This window comes from Bacteroides finegoldii DSM 17565, from assembly GCF_000156195.1.
GTDB classification, from domain to species: Bacteria; Bacteroidota; Bacteroidia; order Bacteroidales; family Bacteroidaceae; genus Bacteroides; species Bacteroides finegoldii.
In genome coordinates this window covers 99,964-120,209 of the sequence record NZ_GG688330.1, presented here as the reverse complement: position 1 = coordinate 120,209, position 20,246 = coordinate 99,964, and the positions used below count along the sequence as shown (strand labels likewise).

Genomic DNA, 20,246 nt, shown 5'->3' with positions numbered 1-20,246 from the left:
TTTTATCGTTCCGGGTTTCGGTCTTTTTTATTTCATTGCCAATGTCATTCCCATGGAGGAACATTCCTGACAAATCCCTTTAAGGACATAATTAATGCTATGCAAAGTAAATCCTTCAGGCAAATCAATCACCGGGATATGGGTACCTTCCAGGCAGAATGTACGATGGCATTTCTCACAATAAAAATGCGAATGTAAATCCTGTACCACACAATTGCAGGAGTTGTCGCAAACGGCATACTTCAACGAGCCGCTTCCATCGTCTATGCTATGTATAAGGTGATGAGACAAGAAGAGAGCAATAGTACGGGATATAGTCGATTTATCGACTGTGTCGAGCAATGTTTCGAGGTCAAGCAATGACACTGCACGCTCTGCCTGCATCATCTCTTTTATCACCAAGAGCCTTATTGCAGTTGGCTTAATGTCTCTTCTGACCAGCTTATCCAAATAAATATCTTCTTCCATCTTTCTCCTACTTTATCATTTTCTGTATTCTGACGGCGTTCATAATGGCAAGCAACGCAACGCCTACGTCTGCGAAGACAGCCTCCCAAAGAGTAGCGATTCCACCGGCTCCCAAAATCAACACAAGCAATTTCACTCCAAATGCCAGTGATACATTCTGCCAAATGATTCTTCGTGTCAGCTTTCCAACTTTGATAGCTTCGGCTACTTTCGACGGCTGATCTGTTTGTATCACGACATCGGCTGTTTCAATGGCTGCATCACTGCCCAATCCTCCCATAGCAATACCGACATGACTCAAAGCAAGCACCGGTGCGTCATTCATTCCATCGCCGACAAATGCAATCTGGTTTGCCTCATCCTGACGCAATTCTTCCAGGTGTTTCACTTTCCCTTCCGGCAGCAAGTCGCCATAGGCTTTCGATATGCCGAGCTTCTCCGCAAAGTTAGTAACAATACTCTGTTTATCACCGGATAATATCTGTATGTTTTCAATATTTAAAGCTTTTAAGCGGTCAATAGCTACCTTTGCGTCTTCTTTCAAGGCATCAGCCAACAACAGATAACCGGCATAACGGTTTCCAGCAGCACAGACTACAATGGTATCTGTCATCTTCAACAATTCTTGCGGAAAGGATATATCAAACTTGGACAGTAACCGGCAATTACCAACCAGAACCGGAATTCCGTCTACCGTTGCTTCCAATCCGAAGCCGGCATATTCTTTCGTATCGGCAACGGTTACGCGTTCAATATTTCGTTCTTTCGCATAATTCACAACAGCCTTGGCAATCGGATGTGTGCTATCACTTTCTACCGAAGCAATCAGTTTCACTAATTCTTCTTCCGAAATATCGCCTGCACTTTTACAGGCCTGCACGTCAAAGGTTCCTTTTGTCAGGGTTCCTGTTTTATCGAATACCACCGTGTTGATCCTAGTGATAGCATCCAGATAATTACCTCCTTTGAATAAAATACCCAATCGGGATGCCGCTCCGATACCACCAAAATAGCCTAACGGAATACTAACCACCAATGCGCATGGACATGAAATCACCAAAAAGACCAAAGCCCTGTATAGCCAATCATTAAATGTGAATACAAATGCAGGATTGATAAGTGAATAGACCAATGGAGATAATACAATTAATACGGCCAGTATGATAACAATCGGTGTGTAAACACGGGCAAACTTACGAATAAACAATTCTGCCGGGGCTTTGCGTTCGGCGGCATTCTGAACAAGTTCCAATATTCGGGCGAGTGCGCTCTTGTTAAAAGGTCTCGTCACTTCAAGTCGGATTACCTTGTCGGTTACAATCATTCCGGCAAGCACTTCCTCCCCTTTCCGAATATTACGAGGCACGCTTTCGCCCGTTAATGCGGCTGTATTAAAGGCGGCAACTTCATTCTGCATGGTTCCATCAAGTGGCACTCGCTCACCTGCCTTTATTTCTATGATTTCGCCGACTTTTATCTTTTTAGGACTTTCAAGAACAAGATTACCCTCCCTAAGTACCAGTGCTTTTTCGGGTCTTACGTCCAATAAGGCTCCGATATTACGTTTAGCCTTATCTACCGCTTTACCCTGAAACAGTTCTCCTACCGTATAAAATAGCATCACGGCTACGCCTTCCGGATATTCGCCAATATAGAAAGCCCCCAGAGTAGCAATAATCATTAGAGTAAACTCACTGAAATAGTCTTTTTCCCTGATACTTTCCCAGGCTTCTTTCATCACCGGAATTCCTACCGGAAGATAGGCTACGATATACCATATCAAAGAAACATATCCTTCACGGAAGAATGCTAAATCAAGAGCATTCATTATTATTCCACCTGCCAGAAGCAGGAGAGAAAATATCACTTTCCCATATTCATGGAAGTTCGAAACCTTTGCATCAACCTTTTTTTCTGTTGCGCATGAGTGAGCGCCACAACTACAATGTCCCATAACATTCATCATTTAGTTGATGCAAAGGTAGCAAATGATTTATGCAACAAAGTTGCAAAATCAGTTTTAGCACCTTTCAATGTCAGCAATATCGCAACAGCCATTTCCAAACCGGCACGACTTCTATATCCAACTCATTCCCTGAAATTGTCCTTTCTTCATCCCAAGTAATGATAAAAGTCTTTTTCAAGCCAAAAACTTCCGACATTTTATATAAAGCCCTGACCTCCTGTTCCCGGGTAATCGGATCATCAATGCTATATGATACTTGTATAGCCATTCCTTCATCAGGAATATAAAAATCCACCTCAATACCCTTATTATAAAAAAACACTCTATCTTCTTCTTTTCCATATCGCTCTATTAAATTTACAGCAACGATATTCTCCAATAGTTTAGTTTCGGCATTTATCAGAAAATTACTGAGCAACCCATTATCATAAAAATACCTTTTACAACTAGACATGCGTTCAGCTACTGAATCTGTAAAATTGGGGATGTTAAAAGTCAAATAAACATCATTCATATAAGTGAGATAATCTGCCAATGTATTACGGCTGATACCACTACCAGAAGATTTTACAATATGCAATAATCGTGTCTGCGTAGTTGGCTGCATGACACTTTCAGCAAGCTTCTTTGCCAATAGCCGGATAGCAGCGCTATTGCGAATCTCGTTGCGTGCTATAATATCTCCCAGTAAAATCTTTTGATATAACGAATTAATCCATTCCCGTTTATCTATCAAAGAAAACGTTTCGGCAAATCCTCCGAAATGAAAATAGGTATTGAACTGCTTAATGACTTCCAGCCGTTGTTCCGGTTCAAATTCCCAGTTTGCCTTCAAGTGAATCTGATGAAAAGTGAGATACTCTGCAAATGAAAAGGGAAATACTTCCCGCATGATATATCGTCCACCCAAAGTAGTGGCAATATCCCTACTAAGCATTCGCGCATTACTTCCGGTAATGAAAACCCTATATTTAGAATCAGCCAGCCTACGAGCAAATTTTTCCCATCCGTCAATATTCTGAATCTCATCAAGATATATCAAAGGCTTACGGTTATCATACATTTCAGCATAACACTCCAACAGAAGTCCTAGCTCCGAAGCCTCAATAGAAGAGATACGCTCATCCTCAAAATTAATATAAAGACAGTCTTCAAAAGTCACTTTACCCAATCTTACAAGATTCTGTATATCCTGATACATTTGATAAGACTTACCCGCACGACGAATACCAACCAGAACATAATTCGCCTGCTCCTCAAAATATATCGGTCTTTCAACCAGCTGAATCTTACTAATTTCTTGCTGACGCTCGGCTATAATTGCCTTTATTATTCGTTTTTCCATAAAATATGCTCTTTATATTGCACAAATATAGCAAAAACATGCTTAATATAGTAAGCAAGACTCTCTTTTCTTTCCAACCGTAACTACTATTTTCTTTAGTTGTCAACTGCTACTTATCCTTTACAGGACAAACTTTGACAGGACAGAAGAAGATTACATATAAATTTGATGATTCTTATTGTCAACCAAAGTTTTTCTCCAATAGTATAATGATTATCATCGGTTTACATGATGACAATAAGCCATGACAATAGGCTGACAATAAAAAATTAGAACTTTTATTGTCAGCCTGATCCATTTTATAAGCACCCGAAGGACATCATCGCCTGCAGTAACCATACCATCCACATAGAAAGCAGCTTTTTAAAATGAATCCCCCTATTAAATGAATGTTATATAGCCGGATCTTTCACTTAACAAGCAGGTATTGTTCCATTAAAGCATCAGTATTGTTAACTCTCCACGGCCGTGACGATATCTTTCCACGGCCGTGGTAGGAACTCGCCACGGCTGTGGGAAGAAGTCACCACGGCCGTGACAAAGTAAAGATAGCGGTACTTTAGTAGAACTATACTGGCACTCAAGGGCAACTACATAGGCACGTTAATGGAACTATATAGGTAGATATCACTTTGGGAGGCTGTTATTAAACAGGTATGTTTCTTTAGATTGAAGGCCATGACAAATATGCCCAGGGTAAAGAATTTATAAAAAGAAAGAAAAAGTTTGCCGTTCCCTTAAGAATAAATATCTCTGTAACCATGGTTACAGTAACCACGGTTACTAATATAATTCACTGATTATGAGGTTTTATAATAGAGAAGAAGAACTATAAAAGCTAAAACAAATTCAGCAATTGGCATTTGAGGAAAGTTCAAGAATGACAGTCGTTACCGGTCGCCGTAGAATTGGGAAGACAAGCCTCATCATGAAAGCCGTTGAAAAGACTCCCACTGTCTACTTATTTATAGGGCGTAAAAATAAAGCAACCTTGTGCGAAGAATTCATCCCACTTATCGCACAAGCCCTGCAAATCTTTGTTCCGACAGAAATCCGAAGTTTCCGAAACTTATTCCAATACCTAATGCAGCTTTCGGCACAACGGACTTTCAACCTGGTTATTGATGAATTTCAGGAATTCTATACTATAAATGAATCCATATTCAGCGATATGCAAAATATTTGGGACCAATATCGGAAGTCCTCACACATGAATTTGATTGTCAGTGGTTCCATCTATTCTCTTATGCAAAAAATTTTCCAAGACAACAAAGAACCACTCTTCGGAAGAGCTGATAACATAATCAAGCAGTCAGCCTTCAGTCTCTCTGTCCTAAAAGAAATCATGCATGAATATGCCCCGACACATTCGAATGATGATCTTTTAGCACTTTATACTTTTACTGGCGGGATGCCTAAATACGTGGAACTTTTTTGCGACAACCATACGCTTCACGTGGAAAGCATGATCCATTTTATGGTTCGCGATGAAACAATGTGTTTGTCATTGGAAGATATGTAGTACATAGTTAGGCACGGATGACAGGTTTTCTATGAAATCAGTCCCTCATCACCTGTCATCCGTGTCCAATATAATATCATTGCAGGTTTTCTTCCCGGTCTGTCCGGATAAACTCCAAAAGTCGTTCTACTGCCTCTTCTTCAGGAATATTCTTTTCTACACAGACCTTGCCTTTATAAAGACTGATTTTGCCTCGTCCTGCTCCTACATAACCGTAGTCAGCATCCGCCATCTCACCGGGACCATTCACGATACAGCCCATGATACCGATTTTCAGTCCTGTCAGGTGTGAGGTAGCAGCCTTGATGCGGGCAATTGTCTTCTCCAAGTCGTAAAGCGTACGGCCACAACCGGGACAAGATATGTATTCAGTCTTAGAGGTACGGGTACGTCCGGCCTGCAAGATTCCGAAAGCAGTAGCGTCGACAACGGCATGGCTCAAACCGCCCTGATTGAACAGGAAGATACCATCGCAAAGCCCGTCAAAGATCAGAGCCCCCATATCGGCCGCAGCTTTTATCTGCAAATCCTCCGCATCATCTTCCGCATAATGCTGGAAGAAAACAACCGGATTTTGCAGCCCCTCTGTCATCAGTTGATGCACCAACGCACGATGTTCACCCAAACGGTTCGGATGGTTGCTTTGAGAGACGACAACCACTTCGGGATGTTGTTTCAGACAGGCAATCACTTCATCCGTCTGTGCCATATAAGGCATAAACAGGAATTTGAGTTCTGCATTACATCCTCCCATCAACGGCAGTTGCTGATGATTATAAGCAGGCCAAGTACCGGCTTCTCCGGTCCATACGTCCGCATCAAGAATATAGTCCACACCTTCTTCCCGTTGTTCGGGCAAAGCACGTCCGGCATAAATATAGTCCGGAGTAAATTGCGGATTCACTTCGGTCTTCCCGTCCATACGGTCGGCAATGACCACAGGCACGTGTTCACCTCCTATATTGCGGACAGCCCGCGTCTTACGGCGTTCGGGCGACAAATAGTTAAATCCAGGCGCTTCCAGTCCGGGAATATAAGGATGATTCCGCCTCAACAGGATATAGTCCACCAACTTACGGGCAACAGGAATTTCCGCTTCGGGAGCTTCGCTCAAAGATACCCGTATAGTATCCCCCAGTCCGTCGGCCAACAGTGCACCAATGCCGAGAGCGGACTTGATACGTCCGTCCTCACCGTCTCCGGCTTCTGTCACCCCGAGATGCAACGGGAAAGCCATCCCTTCTTTCTCCATCACAGCTACCAACAGACGAACGGTTTTCACCATGACAACCGTATTGGACGCTTTGATGGAAATAACCACATCGGTAAAGTTCTCATCAACACAAATGCGAAGAAACTCCATACAAGACTCTACCATGCCTTCGGGCGTATCACCATAACGGGACATGATGCGGTCGGACAAAGAGCCGTGATTCACACCGATACGGATAGCCGTATGATTCTCTTTGCAGATATTCAGAAAAGGCACAAAGCGGTCATGAATTTTTTGTATTTCCTGCGCATACTCCTCGTCGGTATATTCCAGCTTCTTAAAAGTACGTGCAGCGTCTACATAATTCCCCGGATTGATGCGTACCTTTTCCGCATATCGGGCTGCCACATCGGCAACTTTCGGATTAAAGTGTACATCGGCAACCAACGGAACCATATATTCCTGACTGCGCAAACCGATATTAATATTTTTCAGGTTCTCCGCTTCCTTGATACCTTGCGTCGTCAGACGGACATACTCACCGCCCGCGTCGACAATACGTTTCGCCTGTTCCACACAAGCCTGCGTATCCTGCGTAGACGTATTGGTCATCGACTGGATACGAATAGAATTGGGGCCACCCAACGGTACGGCCCCAATATTCACTTCGGTAGTTTCCCTCCGAAAATAATTGAATAGATCCATTAGTTTGTTTTATATTCAAACTTGACTTCTTTCAGTTCTTCGTTTGCTTTTACGATTTTCTTTTTCAGTCCTTCTTTGTAAGCTGCAAATGCTTCCGCCAGCTTTTCATCACTCAAAGCAAGCATCTGAATGGCCAGAATAGCCGCATTCATCGCTCCGTTGATAGCAACAGTGGCTACAGGAATGCCCGGAGGCATTTGAATGATGGAATAAAGTGCGTCCACACCATCGAGCACGGAGCCTTTCACCGGCACTCCGATTACAGGAAGTGTAGTGTTAGCCGCGATTACACCGGGAAGGGCGGCAGCCATTCCGGCAGCAGCGATAATTACTTTAATGCCACGAGTACGGGCATTCTTAGCAAACTCTTCCACAGCCTCAGGCGTGCGGTGAGCGGAAAGTGCGTTCATTTCGAACGGTACATGCATATCATTCAGCAGTTGTGCGGCCTTTTCCATAACTGGAAGGTCGGACGTACTGCCCATGATGATACTTACAATTGGAGTCATATTTTTAATGTTTAATTTATCCGTTAATCACTTCTTTATACCCTTCCGCATCCAGCAAGTCTTCTACCGCCTTCACATCAGCAGGTTTCATCTTAATCAGCCAACCCTCGCCGTATGGGTCTTTGTTCACCAGTTCCGGGTTCTCTTCCAGCGCTTCATTCTGTTCCAGCACCTCACCTGCCACCGGCAGGAAAAGATCGGAAATTGTTTTCACTACTTCGATAGTTCCGAAAACCTCACCGGCTTCCAGCGACTCACCGACCGTCGGTATGTCCACAAACACAATATCGCCCAATTGCTCCTGAGCGTAATCGGTGATACCTACGTATGCAATGTCTCCTTCTACGCGTATCCATTCATGTTCGTTCGTGTACTTCAAATTCTGTGGAAAGTTCATAATAATTAGTTTTTAGGATTTATACTGTTTTAAAATAAAAATACTCGAAATAAGATATTACTCACCGGATGAAGCACCAAAAGGGCGCATACCAGGCCGACCGTAAAACCGGAAATGACCTCTCCCAGCGTATGATGTCCCAGAATGATACGGGCAGAACCCAGCACACCGGCTATCAATATAAACAGGCACAGCCACCCTACCGGGTTATAACCGAACAAGGCGCTAAAGGAAACCAATCCGCCTATCACTCCGCCTATGCCCGCCATGTGCTCGCTCAGTTTCCATCTCAGATTTACTGCTATACAAATAATGGAGACTACGAGAGAAGCCAGAATAATGCCGGTCATGTACCAAGGCAGATTCAGCCTACGCATCATCAGCAGGCAGAATACATACGAAATGATAGTCAGCAGGATAGGTACAAAACGTTTCTTCCGTTCGCCCAGCTCCTGACGGGCAAAACCATTGATCTTGCGGAACAGAAAGATGGTTATAGTGGGAGTCAATATAGTAAAGCAATAGACAATTCCCAATACAATCAACTTATATACCATCGGCATGATACGGAGATAAGAAAACAGGAATAGCACCAGAAATGACAAAAACGGAATAGAAAACGGGGTAAACACCATCGAAGTGACTCTTGCCACCTGCAACATTGTCTTATCCGCTATGATATGCTCTTTCTCTCTATCCATTATCAATTATCTATTAATCAATTATTTTCTAAGTCTTGCCACCGGAATATTCAACTGCTGACGGTATTTCGCCACTGTCCGACGTGCAATAGGGTAGCCTTTTTCTTTCAGTATGTCCGCCAATTCATCATCGGTCAACGGTTTCTTCTTGTCTTCTCCGTCGATACATTCTTTCAAAATCTTACGAATTTCGCGGACAGACATCTCTTCCCCGTCTTCCGTCGTATATCCGTCGCTGAAGAAGAACTTCAACGGATAAATACCGAAATTGGTCTGCGCATATTTACTGTTGCTGACACGGGAAATGGTTGATATATCCAGTCCCGTACGTTCGGCCACATCTTTTAGAATCATCGGTTTCAGCAGGGATTCGTCCCCTTCGAGAAAGAAAGGACGCTGCAGGTCGATGATAGCCTGCATAGTAGTCATCAACGTATTCTGCCGCTGTTTGACCGCATCTATAAATCCTTGTGCCGCATCCATCTTCTGTTTCAGAAACATCATCGCTTCTTTGGACTCTTTGGACTGGTTGGCCTTATTCTTGGTATGTTCCTCCACCATCTCCGTAAAATCACGGCTCATACGAAGCTCCGGAACATTACGGTTATTAAGGCTGACATTGATAGTACCGTCATCATACGTTTCCACGATGAAGTCGGGGACTATCTGCTGGAGGTTCCTCCCGATAGCCTCTCCCAAAGAAGCTCCCGGACGGGGATTCAACTTTGTAATCTCACTGATAGCTTCATTGAATGTTTCTTCATCAACATCCAGCTTTTTTATAATCTTTTCCCAATGCTTCCGGGTAAATTCTTCATAACAATCTCTGATGATGCGTTCTTCGATATCCAATATAGGAGCAGGATTCATCCCTTCTTCCTTCTTCCGGCGGATCTGTATCAACAGACATTCTTGAAGGTCACGTGCTCCGATACCTGCCGGATCGAAATCCTGCAAGATGCAGAGTGCTTCTTCCAGCTCCTCTTCCGTAGATTCTATACCGGCATAAATAGCCAGTTCGTCACAGATACTTTCCAAAGATTTGCGGAGCAGGCCGTCATCGTCCAACGAGCCGATCAGGTATTCCACCAGTTCATGCTGGTGTTCTGTCAAATTGCGCTCACGAAGCTGCTCCTTCAGTATTTCGTAAAAAGAGGTAGAGTCGGAGAACGGAATATCTTCCGCCTGCTCGTCTTTAGATCGGTTGTTCTCTTGCAGTTTGTAGTCGGGAATATCGTCTTCGGTGAGATAATCACTCAAAGAATCGTATTCGTTGGCATCATTCTCCATACCCTCCCCGGAAGTGTCACCATCGGAATATTCATCTGCGACATTCTCTTCTTTGCCCTCCTCAAGTGCCGGGTTTTCAAGCAGTTCAGCATGGATACGGTCTTCCAGCTCTACTGCGGGAAGCTCCAACAGTTTCACGACTAGAATCTGCTGAGGCGAGAGCGTTTGGATTTGCTGTTGCGCCTGCGATTGTATTTGACGGGAACCTTGTGCCATATTCGTTTTTGCTTTCTACTCTGTTTCTCGCTACAAAAGTAACTTTTTAACCAGAGATTACACAGATTAGAGGAATAATTTTTAATCCTATAACACAAAAATCGTTATCTTTGTTGCACGAACTTAAAATTAGAACAATATGTTTGCCAAAGAAACGTATATGCAGCGAAGAGCCCTGCTGAAAAAGAAATTAGGCTCCGGAGTTTTGTTATTTCTAGGAAATGACGAGTGCGGACTAAATTACGAAGATAACACCTTCCGCTATCGTCAGGATTCTACTTTCCTTTATTATTTCGGACTGTCATGTGCAGGACTTTCGGCAATAATCGATATTGACGAAAACAAGGAAATTATTTTCGGTGATGAATTATCAATTGATGCCATCGTGTGGATGGGGTCACAACCTACACTACAAGAAAAATGCGAACGGGTGGGCGTGGCTAACTTACTGCCATCCGCAGAAATAGTCAGCTATCTCCATAAATGTGTCCAAAAAGGGAAGTCAGTGCATTATCTACCTCCTTACCGTCCCGAACATAAGCTAAAACTGATGGATTGGCTAGGTATCCCCCCTGCACATCAGGAAGGTTCCGTTCCATTCATCCGCGCCGTAGTAGCCCAGCGGAACTATAAATCGGCAGAAGAAATCGTAGAGATAGAAAAGGCTTGCAATGTGACTGCCGATATGCATATCACCGCCATGAAAGTACTTCGTCCGGGTATGTATGAATATGAAGTGGTGGCGGAAATGAACCGGGTAGCGGAATCAAATAACTGCGAACTTTCTTTCGCTACAATCGCTACCATCAACGGACAAACTTTGCATAACCATTATCACGGCAATAAAGTAAAACCGGGTGATCTGTTTTTAATAGATGCCGGTGCGGAGGTTGAATCGGGATATGCAGGAGATATGTCATCTACCATTCCTGCCGACAAGAAATTCACGCCCCGCCAACGGGAAGTCTACGAGATACAGAATGCCATGCATCTGGAATCGGTTAAAGCACTCCGACCGGGCATTCCTTATATGGATGTATACGAATTGTCCGCCCGTGTCATGGTTGATGGAATGAAAGCTCTCGGACTGATGAAAGGCAATGCGGAAGACGCTGTTCGCGAAGGTGCGCACGCCTTATTCTATCCGCATGGATTAGGCCACATGATGGGGCTGGATGTACACGACATGGAAAATCTGGGAGAAATATGGGTAGGCTACAACGGTCAGCCGAAAAGTACGCAGTTCGGCCGTAAGTCACAACGCCTTGCCATACCTCTGGAACCTGGATTTGTACATACGGTAGAACCGGGTATATACTTTATTCCGGAATTGATCGATATGTGGAAAGCGGAAAAGAAATTTACCGATTTCATCAACTACGACGTAGTGGAAACTTATAAAGATTTCGGCGGTATCCGCAATGAAGAAGATTATCTGATTACCGAAACCGGCGCCCGTCGATTAGGCAAGAAGATTCCTTTAACGCCAGAAGAAGTGGAGGCTTTGCGATAATTGTTCACCACAGATTACACGGATTAACACAGATAATAAAATAATATTGATAATCAATGTATTAATCTAATCTGTGTAATCCGTGTAATCTGTGGTAAAAATGACTTCAATCATCCCAATCGGATAAAGGTAATACTTTCTTTCCATACCACCTCATCCAGGCATACGCCTTCCTTTTTCTAAGATAAAGTGTATCACCACAATTCTCCAATGCCTCCCAATCAAAGACAGAGTGAGAGCGGAAGGACTTCTCCAACCAATAAAAGATGTGGTAAGTCGCAAAGGGAAGCAACATCCACCACCATGAGAAGAACAACGACAAGACCAAAGCGGGTAGCAACGTCAACAAGAAGCATTCCCAGAACTGCCTTGCATGGATTCTGACTTCCATATCTTCCCAAATCTCCAAATATTTATATCGGGTAAAAAAAAGACCACCCAACATAAAACAATGCTTCTTTCCTTTTCTTAAGAACCATTTTGCCAAAAGATTATTATAAAAAATCATACTCTTACTATTTTTGCATATAATCTATATAACAGAATATAAAATCAAAGGTTTAGGCTTTTAGCGTTTAATATCATTATACACACCCTCTTCTCACTTAATATTTAAAGCTGCTTCCCCCAAGAAATTCGCGAAGCAAAGAAGTCGGCGGAATTTCCTTATCCTGTACGGGAACGAAATATTTGATAAACTTCAATAACCGATAAGCCTCGCAATATTCGGGACAATTACGCGGTACTCCCATCAATATAGGCTCGGCATGGAGACGAAGCACGGCAAACTCGAAAAGCAGTGCCGAGTTAAACATTACATCTGCATTTTCCTGATAAGGGAAGATCCACTTGTCTTCACCCGCACGCACACTAGGCCAACGCGAGATTGTCTCACGGGCAGAATATCCCCGATAATTGAAATCACGGATAATACGGCGTAACAAACGATTGTCCGTTGTCGGAATCCAGTTGTGGTCGTCCAACGAAATGGTCGTCAACGCAGAAACATAAATCTTGAACTTCCGTTCTGCCGGAATATGAGGAGTAAGTTCGGGATTTAAGGCATGAATACCTTCCAGGATTAATATCGTATTATCTTTAATTTTCAGTTTATCACCCTTATACTCTTTCTTTCCGAGTGAGAAGTTAAAACGGGGAAGTTCCACCTCCTCTCCACGAAGCAATGCCTGCAACTGCCGATTAAACAGTTCCAAGTCGAGCGCGTAAAGCGATTCATAATCATAGTTTCCGTTCTCATCCAACGGCGTATCTTCACGGTCTACAAAATAATTATCGAGAGAAATAGGATATGGCTTTAACCCGTTCGTCATAAGCTGAATAGAAAGGCGTTTGCTGAAAGTAGTCTTTCCCGAAGAAGATGGTCCGGCTATCAGCACCAGTTTCACCCGGTTTCCGTTTTCTCCCCGATGGAAAATGGTATCGGCAATCTGAGCAATCTTCTTTTCCTGCAATGCTTCCGCAACGTTTATCAAATCCGTCGCGTGTCCTACTTCACATGCCAGATTGAAATCACCCGCATTGTTAAGCCCCATGATATAGCTCCAATTCAGATATTCCTTAAAGACATCCAGCATCTTCTCCTGCTTCACGACATCTTCCAAGACTTCCGGATTCTCACGGCTCGGAATGCGAAGAAGTAATCCATCGTAATATTTCACAATGTCGAACAGTTTCAGATACCCGGTGCTGGGCAACAGATTACCATAGTAATAATCGACCGTATCTCCCAACGTATAATAATAGGTATAGAGAGAACCGGAAGTTTCGAGCAATCTGACCTTATCATTCATTCCCCGTTCGCTGAAAATACGCACAGCCTCAGTTGTATGGCATTCAATGCGATGATAAGAAATATCCTCAGCAATAATTTCCTGCATACGCTGCTTGATACGCATCACGTCTTCCAGCTCCACAGGACGCCCGATCCGCAAATTGCAGAAATATCCTTTTGAGACAGGGTGCTCTACAAACAATTTTCCTTCCGGGAACAATTCCGTGACAGCCTTGAACAGTACAAAGCAAAGCGAACGGACATAAGTCCGCATACCGGACTGGTCACGCACATCCAGAAACTCTATATCCTTATTATTATAGACTCTGAAATTAAGCCCTTCAGATCGGTTATTGACTTTGGCGCTAACCACCTGGTAAGGAAAATTAAGATTAAAACCGTAATAAATATCCAAAAGTGAGCTCCCGATAGGGAATTCTTTAGAAATATTATTATTTTTGCAACATATTTGTAACATCTGTTTCATCGAGTTCGTTAAAAGGTGAATATTATGGGACTAAATATACTTATAATCAGATTGAGAACAAATAACCATTAAAAATATTATAGATGGAATATTCTTTTTATGATTTTTTAAAGCTCATAGGCTCATTAGGACTCTTCCTTTACGGAATGAAGATCATGAGCGAGGGCTTACAAAAGGTCGCGGGTGACAGGCTACGAAGTATCTTGACGGCAATGACTACCAATCGGGTAACGGGTGTTTTAACAGGTGTGCTAATCACAGCCCTTATCCAGTCCTCTTCAGCAACGACTGTAATGGTCGTAAGTTTCGTTAATGCAGGACTGCTCACTCTTGCCGAATCCATCAGCGTAATTATGGGCGCCAATATCGGTACTACCGTAACCGCCTGGATTATTTCTATTTTCGGATTTAAGGTTGACATGGCCGCATTCGCCCTTCCACTTCTGGCCATTGCCCTTCCGCTTATCTTCTCAGGCAAAAGCAACCGCAAATCCATCGGTGAATTCATTTTCGGTTTCTCTTTCTTATTTATGGGACTTTCTTACTTGAAAGCCAATGCTCCCGACTTGAACGCCAATCCGGAAATGCTTGCCTTTGTACAGAACTATACGGATATGGGATTTTTCTCCATCCTCCTGTTCTTATTCATCGGTACTATACTGACCATGATCGTACAGGCCTCCGCCGCTACGATGGCAATCACGCTAATCATGTGTGCCAACGGCTGGATCAGCCTGGAATTGGGAGCTGCCCTCGTATTGGGTGAAAATATCGGAACAACCATCACCGCCAATCTCGCCGCATTGACAGCCAACACACAGGCTAAGCGGGCAGCATTGGCACATTTTGTATTCAATGTATTCGGTGTTATCTGGGTGCTGATTATTTTCCATCCTTTCATGCAGATGGTTAACTGGGTAGTAGACACTTTCTTCCAAAGCAGCGATCCGGAAGTCGCCATCTCCTACAAATTGTCGGCTTTCCACTCTATCTTCAACATCTGTAACGTATGTATCCTGATATGGGGTGTGAAATTGATTGAACGTACCGTATGCGCTCTCATACACCCGAAAGAAGAGGACGAAGAACCACGATTGCGCTTCATCACCGGAGGTATGCTTTCCACTGCAGAGCTCTCTATACTTCAGGCACGTAAAGAAATCCATCTCTTTGCAGAGCGTACCCATCGTATGTTCGGCATGGTGCAGGATTTGCTACACACAGAAAAGGATGACGATTTCAACAAGCTGTTTAGCCGGATAGAAAAATATGAGAATATCAGTGACAACATGGAACTTGAAATAGCCAACTATCTGAATCAGGTTTCTGAAGGACGCCTAAGTTCAGAAAGTAAATTGCAGATACGTGCCATGTTGCGGGAGGTGACGGAAATCGAAAGTATTGGTGACAGTTGTTATAATCTGGCACGCACCATCAACCGGAAACGTCAGACCAACCAGGATTTTACCGAGAAACAATATGAGCATATTCATTTCATGATGAAACTGACGAACGATGCACTTGCTCAAATGATTGTGGTAGTAGAAAAACCGGAACATCAGAGCATCGATATCAACAAGTCCTTCAACATCGAGAATGAAATTAACAACTACCGTAACCAACTGAAGAATCAGAACATTCTGGACGTAAACAACAAAGAATACGATTATCAGATGGGAGTTTATTACATGGATATTATCGCCGAATGCGAGAAACTGGGTGACTATGTGGTAAATGTGGTAGAAGCCAGCAGTGATGTAAAAGAGAAGAAAGCTTCTTAATAGAGCAAAATTGAATCATAAAAAAGGAGAATCAGCTAAAATATATTTATAGCCGATTCTCCTTTTTTATTTTCAAAACTACCCTTCTGATACTTGATATAGAGTATCTATACAAGAATATTAGACACAAACAACATAAAAATAGAGAAAATCAAAATAGATACGGGTAATAACAAGAAAGCTAATTGATAAATTCTTATTAAATTTGCTCGTGATAGGAATCATTCCAGAAAGCAGTCTTAATCTATCATTTTTAATAACCTCAAATGGATATAAAATGAAAACACTATTATTAACCGGTCACAAAATTATTTGCTTATCACTCATATTATTCTTTAGTTCTAATATCAGGGCTGCATCCACTGATCACATAAACTTCAGAAAACTTTCCGTAAATGAAGGATTGTCTCAAAACACTGTATGGGGAATGATGCAGGATGCAAACAACAAAATATGGATTGGTACGACAGATGGTCTGAACCGTTATGACGGCTATACGTTCACCACCTACTATCACACTTCCAATGACAGCCTTTCTATTGCAAATAACCAGATTATATCACTTTGCACCGATTCGGACGGTGTATCGTGGTTCGGTACGCTGGTCGGCTTATCACGTTATAACCCGGAAACGGATAATTTCACCAATTACCTCTTACCTAATACCCCTTTTCAAGTATTAGCAATAGAGGATGCCTCCGATAAGGGTATCTTATTCCTCGCAACAAACATCGGACTTGTTTCTTTCCAAAAAGGAGACAAGAAACTACATATAGATCCAACACTTAAACATCTAACTATCAACACTATTTGTAGAATAAAAGACGAACTATTATTGGGTACTTCTCAAGGTGCATATCTATATTCAATCCATACGAAGAAAACAAAAAAAATACTCCCTGAACTACTCGATACGCCAATTGCCAGTATCATCTATAACACTAAGACCAAAGACTACTGGGTAGGTACCCAAAAGAAAGAAATCTATCGTTTCAACAATAAATGGCAAATATTGAAAAAATATCAGATAGATAAAAGTGATACGTTCTCTCCCGCCAATACAGTGCGGGTACTGAAACAGTATACAGACGGACAAATATGGATTGGTACCACCGAAGCATTGTTCAGTTTTGATCCGGAGCACGAAATATTTGAAAAACGCTTGTCTCATAGTTCTATCCGTTCTCTCTTTATAGACAATCAGGGAGGAATATGGGTAGGAACCTACTATGATGGAATCAATTATTACCACCCGTTTGCCCCGACATTTAAAACGTTAGAATATTCTCCTTATTTCAATTCCCTGAATGACAAAGTCGTCAGCTGTATTGTGGAAGAACCATCTACCAAGAATCTATGGATCGGAACAAATGATGGCGGTGTAAACTACTACAACCGTCAAAAACAGACTTTTTCTTATTATAGAGCCACAAAGCAAGGGAATGGGTTACGTTCCAATAACATTAAAGCCATTTCACTGGATAAATCCGGTAATATCTATGTAGGTACACACTCCGGCGGACTAAGCTATATCCACACAAAAACAGGAAAAATAGAGAATTTCTCAATACCTCAAATGGAAGCTGAAGACAACAGCTGCTACTCCTTACTGGATGACGGTGAAAACTTTCATGTAGGTTCAATGGTCGGTCTGCTGCTCTTCAACAAAACAACCAAAGAGTTCAGAAAACACCCGTTGGCTGAAAGCAACCCGGAATTATCCGGAATATTAATAAGAGCCTTATACCGTGATTCCTCCGGAAAGATTTGGATTGCTACCGAAAAAGGACTGTTCTTATACACCGGAACTCCCAAAGTTCAACATCTGACAGATAATTTGTCTTCCGACTTTTCGGCTCATATCATAGCATACTGCATCCACGAAGATAGTCAGAAAAATATATGGGTCACTTCTGCCAATGGGCTATACCAATACGGACCGGATATAGAACTGCATAAACATTACACTGTTAAAAACGGCCTCATCAACAATTGTATATACGGGCTTTTGGAAGATAGTTCAAGGCGTATGTGGTTGAGTACCAACAAAGGGTTGTCCTGCTTCGACATTGACAGAGAACAATTTCACAATTACCGTCAGGAAGACGGCTTGAGCCACAATGAATTTAACGTATATGGTTACTGTAAAGGTTCCGATGGTACTTTCTATTTCGGAAGTCTGAACGGCATCACTTATTTCAGCCCGTTCAAGTTTATGGAGAACCCGTTCATGCCCCAACCTGATATTGTAGGAATATCCCTTATGAACCAGTCGGTCACCCATCTCCAGAACAACATATCCCAAGTACACCGGGGCGAATACGGCCGACTGCAGGGCATAGATTTCCCCTTCAACCAACGACAGTTCAATATCCGGTTTACCGTTTCAAACTATCTCAGCAACCAGCGCAATGCGTTCGCTTACCAGCTCAAAGGCTTCGACAAGGAGTGGAATTCTACCGAAGAACGTAATGTCAGTTATTCCAACCTTCCGCCGGGACATTATACCTTCCTGTTGAAAGCGTGTAACAACGATGGCAAATGGTGCGAGATGCCGACTGAATTCTTTATACACATCACTCCGATGTGGTATCAGACATGGATAGCCAGGTGTATTTTTATCCTGTGCGGCTTAGGTATCATCGGCTGGATTATGTATTTCTTCATCGCAAGAACCAGAATGAAGATGCAGTTGCAGGTTGAGACACTTGAACACAACAAGATACAGGAAATCAATAATGAAAAGGTGCGTTTCTATATGAATATGTCGCACGAGCTGCGTACTCCGCTAAGCCTGATTATCGCCCCATTGGAAGACATGATGAAACTAAGCAGAATGCTGGATAAAAAACTGCAACGCGATTTGCAATATGTTTATCAAAACAGCCGTAGGCTGCTACATATCATCGACCAGCTCTTAAACTTCAGAAAAGCGGAGTCCGGCGCTCTGCCCATTCAGGTAGAAATGTGTAATATCGAAGAATGGTTCCGGCAGATATTCATGCTGTTTTATAATCAGGCAGAAACCCGTAACATTGACTACCTGTTCCATTCGGGAATCATCGGCACACAATTTCCGATCGACAAAAAATATATCGAAACTATTTTAATCAACCTGTTATCCAACGCCTTCAAATTTACACCGGACAAAGGAAAAATAGAACTGGAACTCTGGGAGAAAGAGGATACCTTCGGATTTAACGTAAAAGACAGCGGTAAAGGTATTCCCCAGGAAAAGCTGAACTATGTTTTCGAACGCTTTTATCAGGTTAATGAGAATGACAAGGGAACCGGCATCGGGCTTTCCTTGGTGAAATGCCTGGTGGACAAACATCACGGCAGTATTTCCGTGGATAGTAAAGAACGGCTATACACCATATTCAGCGTTACACTTCCCAAAGATGTAAATACATATACGGCCGAGGAACTGGCAAAACAGCCCGTCAAAAGTTCCGACTCCAGTCTTTATATCGACGAACCCCTATCTTACATCCCGGCAGAAGACAATCAAGAGAACGGCATGGATGAGGATACGAACAAACCTGTCATTCTACTAGTGGATGACAACATCGAAATGTTGGACTACTTGAAGGGTATCCTGCAATCCAAATATCAGGTTATAACAGCTACCAATGGCAAAATAGCCCTCGACATTATGAAGACACAGCCGGTTGATATTGTGCTCTCGGACGTGATGATGCCCGAAATGGACGGATTGCAACTGTGCAAGTTAGTCAAACGTAACATACAGACCTCTCACATTCCGGTGATTCTCTTATCTGCCAAGAGCTCTCTCGAAGACCAGACCTCCGGCATTGATATCGGTGCAGACGATTATATCGGAAAGCCGTTCTCCACCTCTTTACTCAAGGGAAAAATCAATAATATACTGAAAGCCAGAGAACGCTTTCGGCAATATTACTCAAGTACAATCAATATAGATACGGCAAAAATGACTTCCAATGCTATGGATAATGAATTCCTGAGCAAAGTAATACAAATTATTGAAGACAACATCAGTGATGAAAAGTTCTCGACAGAAGATTTGGCAAACAAATTATTTATGAGCCGTTCCAACCTGTATATCAAGATGAATGCCATATCCGGAGAAGCACCGGCAAACTTTATCCGTCGTATCCGCTTCAACAAAGGATGTCAGATGCTGCTTGAAGGACGCTATACCGTTGCTGAAATCAGTAATAAAATAGGTTTTAGCTCTCCTTCTTATTTCACCAATAGTTTTAAGAAATATATCGGAATGCTTCCTACCGAGTATATCAAAAAGCATCAGGAAAAAAGTAATTCCTGAAATCAGTCATTCTAAAGACTGAACGTATCAAA

General features: G+C 42.6%; 13 protein-coding genes and 1 pseudogene. 4 read left to right on the top strand and 10 right to left on the bottom strand.

The features are described from left to right. Positions 1-27: 27 nt before the first annotated feature. From BACFIN_RS03995 to BACFIN_RS04005, 3 genes are all read right to left on the bottom strand, one after another. Positions 28-468, bottom strand: coding sequence for a Fur family transcriptional regulator (locus BACFIN_RS03995; RefSeq protein WP_007756788.1), 441 nt, complete (start codon positions 466-468; stop codon positions 28-30). Positions 469-475: 7 nt separating this feature from the next. Continuing rightward, on the bottom strand, positions 476-2,422 hold the full coding sequence (locus BACFIN_RS04000; protein ID WP_032839870.1) for a heavy metal translocating P-type ATPase: 1,947 nt from the start codon (positions 2,420-2,422) through the stop codon (positions 476-478). Positions 2,423-2,504: 82 nt separating this feature from the next. Continuing rightward, positions 2,505-3,779, bottom strand: coding sequence for an ATP-binding protein (locus tag BACFIN_RS04005; RefSeq protein WP_007756784.1), 1,275 nt, complete (start codon positions 3,777-3,779; stop codon positions 2,505-2,507). An 847-nt stretch (positions 3,780-4,626) separates the two neighbouring features. On the opposite strand from BACFIN_RS04005, the pseudogene BACFIN_RS20975 reads away from it, so the two are divergent. Then, positions 4,627-5,274, top strand: a pseudogene (locus tag BACFIN_RS20975) (AAA family ATPase); the annotation flags it as partial. 103 nt (positions 5,275-5,377) lie between these two features. Here the strand turns inward: BACFIN_RS20975 and BACFIN_RS04015 are convergent. From BACFIN_RS04015 to rpoN, 5 genes are read right to left on the bottom strand one after another with little or no spacing between them, the layout of a single operon-like run. Further along, positions 5,378-7,219 carry a 4-hydroxy-3-methylbut-2-en-1-yl diphosphate synthase gene (locus BACFIN_RS04015; RefSeq protein ID WP_007756781.1) on the bottom strand — a complete coding sequence of 614 codons (1,842 nt, stop codon included), beginning with the start codon at positions 7,217-7,219 and terminating at the stop codon, positions 5,378-5,380. Continuing rightward, entirely contained in the window at positions 7,219-7,728 is a 510-nt protein-coding gene (purE, locus tag BACFIN_RS04020) for a 5-(carboxyamino)imidazole ribonucleotide mutase (protein ID WP_007756780.1), read from the bottom strand. The genes BACFIN_RS04015 and purE overlap by 1 nt, the downstream gene beginning before the upstream one ends. Before the next feature lie 16 nt (positions 7,729-7,744). Continuing rightward, positions 7,745-8,125, bottom strand: coding sequence for a glycine cleavage system protein GcvH (gene gcvH, locus BACFIN_RS04025; RefSeq protein WP_007756779.1), 381 nt, complete (start codon positions 8,123-8,125; stop codon positions 7,745-7,747). A gap of 29 nt (positions 8,126-8,154) precedes the next feature. Continuing rightward, positions 8,155-8,826 (bottom strand): phosphatase PAP2 family protein, encoded by a 672-nt coding sequence (locus BACFIN_RS04030; RefSeq protein ID WP_007756778.1) that lies wholly within the window; start codon positions 8,824-8,826, stop codon positions 8,155-8,157. A gap of 21 nt (positions 8,827-8,847) precedes the next feature. Beyond that, positions 8,848-10,332 carry an RNA polymerase factor sigma-54 gene (gene rpoN, locus BACFIN_RS04035; RefSeq protein WP_007756776.1) on the bottom strand — a complete coding sequence of 495 codons (1,485 nt, stop codon included), beginning with the start codon at positions 10,330-10,332 and terminating at the stop codon, positions 8,848-8,850. A 139-nt stretch (positions 10,333-10,471) separates the two neighbouring features. On the opposite strand from rpoN, the gene BACFIN_RS04040 reads away from it, so the two are divergent. Beyond that, positions 10,472-11,845, top strand: coding sequence for an aminopeptidase P family protein (locus BACFIN_RS04040; protein ID WP_007756775.1), 1,374 nt, complete (start codon positions 10,472-10,474; stop codon positions 11,843-11,845). Between the two features lie 106 nt (positions 11,846-11,951). Here BACFIN_RS04040 and BACFIN_RS04045 read toward each other — a convergent pair whose 3' ends face one another. Further along, complete coding sequence (locus BACFIN_RS04045) at positions 11,952-12,353, bottom strand: hypothetical protein (RefSeq protein ID WP_007756774.1); 402 nt, start codon at positions 12,351-12,353, stop codon at positions 11,952-11,954. A gap of 97 nt (positions 12,354-12,450) precedes the next feature. Beyond that, positions 12,451-14,124 (bottom strand): nucleoside kinase, encoded by a 1,674-nt coding sequence (locus BACFIN_RS04050; protein ID WP_007756773.1) that lies wholly within the window; start codon positions 14,122-14,124, stop codon positions 12,451-12,453. 83 nt (positions 14,125-14,207) lie between these two features. Here BACFIN_RS04050 and BACFIN_RS04055 point away from each other — a divergent pair, with 83 nt between their 5' ends. Together BACFIN_RS04055 and BACFIN_RS04060 are read left to right on the top strand one after the other, a co-directional pair. Then, on the top strand, positions 14,208-15,905 hold the full coding sequence (locus tag BACFIN_RS04055; protein ID WP_007756766.1) for a Na/Pi cotransporter family protein: 1,698 nt from the start codon (positions 14,208-14,210) through the stop codon (positions 15,903-15,905). A 277-nt stretch (positions 15,906-16,182) separates the two neighbouring features. Beyond that, complete coding sequence (locus BACFIN_RS04060) at positions 16,183-20,214, top strand: hybrid sensor histidine kinase/response regulator transcription factor (RefSeq protein WP_007756764.1); 4,032 nt, start codon at positions 16,183-16,185, stop codon at positions 20,212-20,214. Positions 20,215-20,246: the final 32 nt, after the last annotated feature.

What these genes read in the sequence shown, in the direction of transcription:
- BACFIN_RS04040 (WP_007756775.1), top strand. Translation starts at nt 10,472, where the DNA reads ATGTTTGCCAAAGAAACGTATATGCAGCGAAGAGCCCTGCTGAAAAAG.
- BACFIN_RS04060 (WP_007756764.1), top strand. Translation starts at nt 16,183, where the DNA reads ATGAAAACACTATTATTAACCGGTCACAAAATTATTTGCTTATCACTC.
- BACFIN_RS04005 (WP_007756784.1), bottom strand. Translation starts at nt 3,779, where the DNA reads ATGGAAAAACGAATAATAAAGGCAATTATAGCCGAGCGTCAGCAAGAA.
- BACFIN_RS04045 (WP_007756774.1), bottom strand. Translation starts at nt 12,353, where the DNA reads ATGATTTTTTATAATAATCTTTTGGCAAAATGGTTCTTAAGAAAAGGA.
- BACFIN_RS04015 (WP_007756781.1), bottom strand. Translation starts at nt 7,219, where the DNA reads ATGGATCTATTCAATTATTTTCGGAGGGAAACTACCGAAGTGAATATT.
- BACFIN_RS04055 (WP_007756766.1), top strand. Translation starts at nt 14,208, where the DNA reads ATGGAATATTCTTTTTATGATTTTTTAAAGCTCATAGGCTCATTAGGA.
- rpoN (WP_007756776.1), bottom strand. Translation starts at nt 10,332, where the DNA reads ATGGCACAAGGTTCCCGTCAAATACAATCGCAGGCGCAACAGCAAATC.
- BACFIN_RS04030 (WP_007756778.1), bottom strand. Translation starts at nt 8,826, where the DNA reads ATGGATAGAGAGAAAGAGCATATCATAGCGGATAAGACAATGTTGCAG.
- purE (WP_007756780.1), bottom strand. Translation starts at nt 7,728, where the DNA reads ATGACTCCAATTGTAAGTATCATCATGGGCAGTACGTCCGACCTTCCA.
- BACFIN_RS04000 (WP_032839870.1), bottom strand. Translation starts at nt 2,422, where the DNA reads ATGGGACATTGTAGTTGTGGCGCTCACTCATGCGCAACAGAAAAAAAG.
- BACFIN_RS03995 (WP_007756788.1), bottom strand. Translation starts at nt 468, where the DNA reads ATGGAAGAAGATATTTATTTGGATAAGCTGGTCAGAAGAGACATTAAG.
- BACFIN_RS04050 (WP_007756773.1), bottom strand. Translation starts at nt 14,124, where the DNA reads ATGAAACAGATGTTACAAATATGTTGCAAAAATAATAATATTTCTAAA.
- gcvH (WP_007756779.1), bottom strand. Translation starts at nt 8,125, where the DNA reads ATGAACTTTCCACAGAATTTGAAGTACACGAACGAACATGAATGGATA.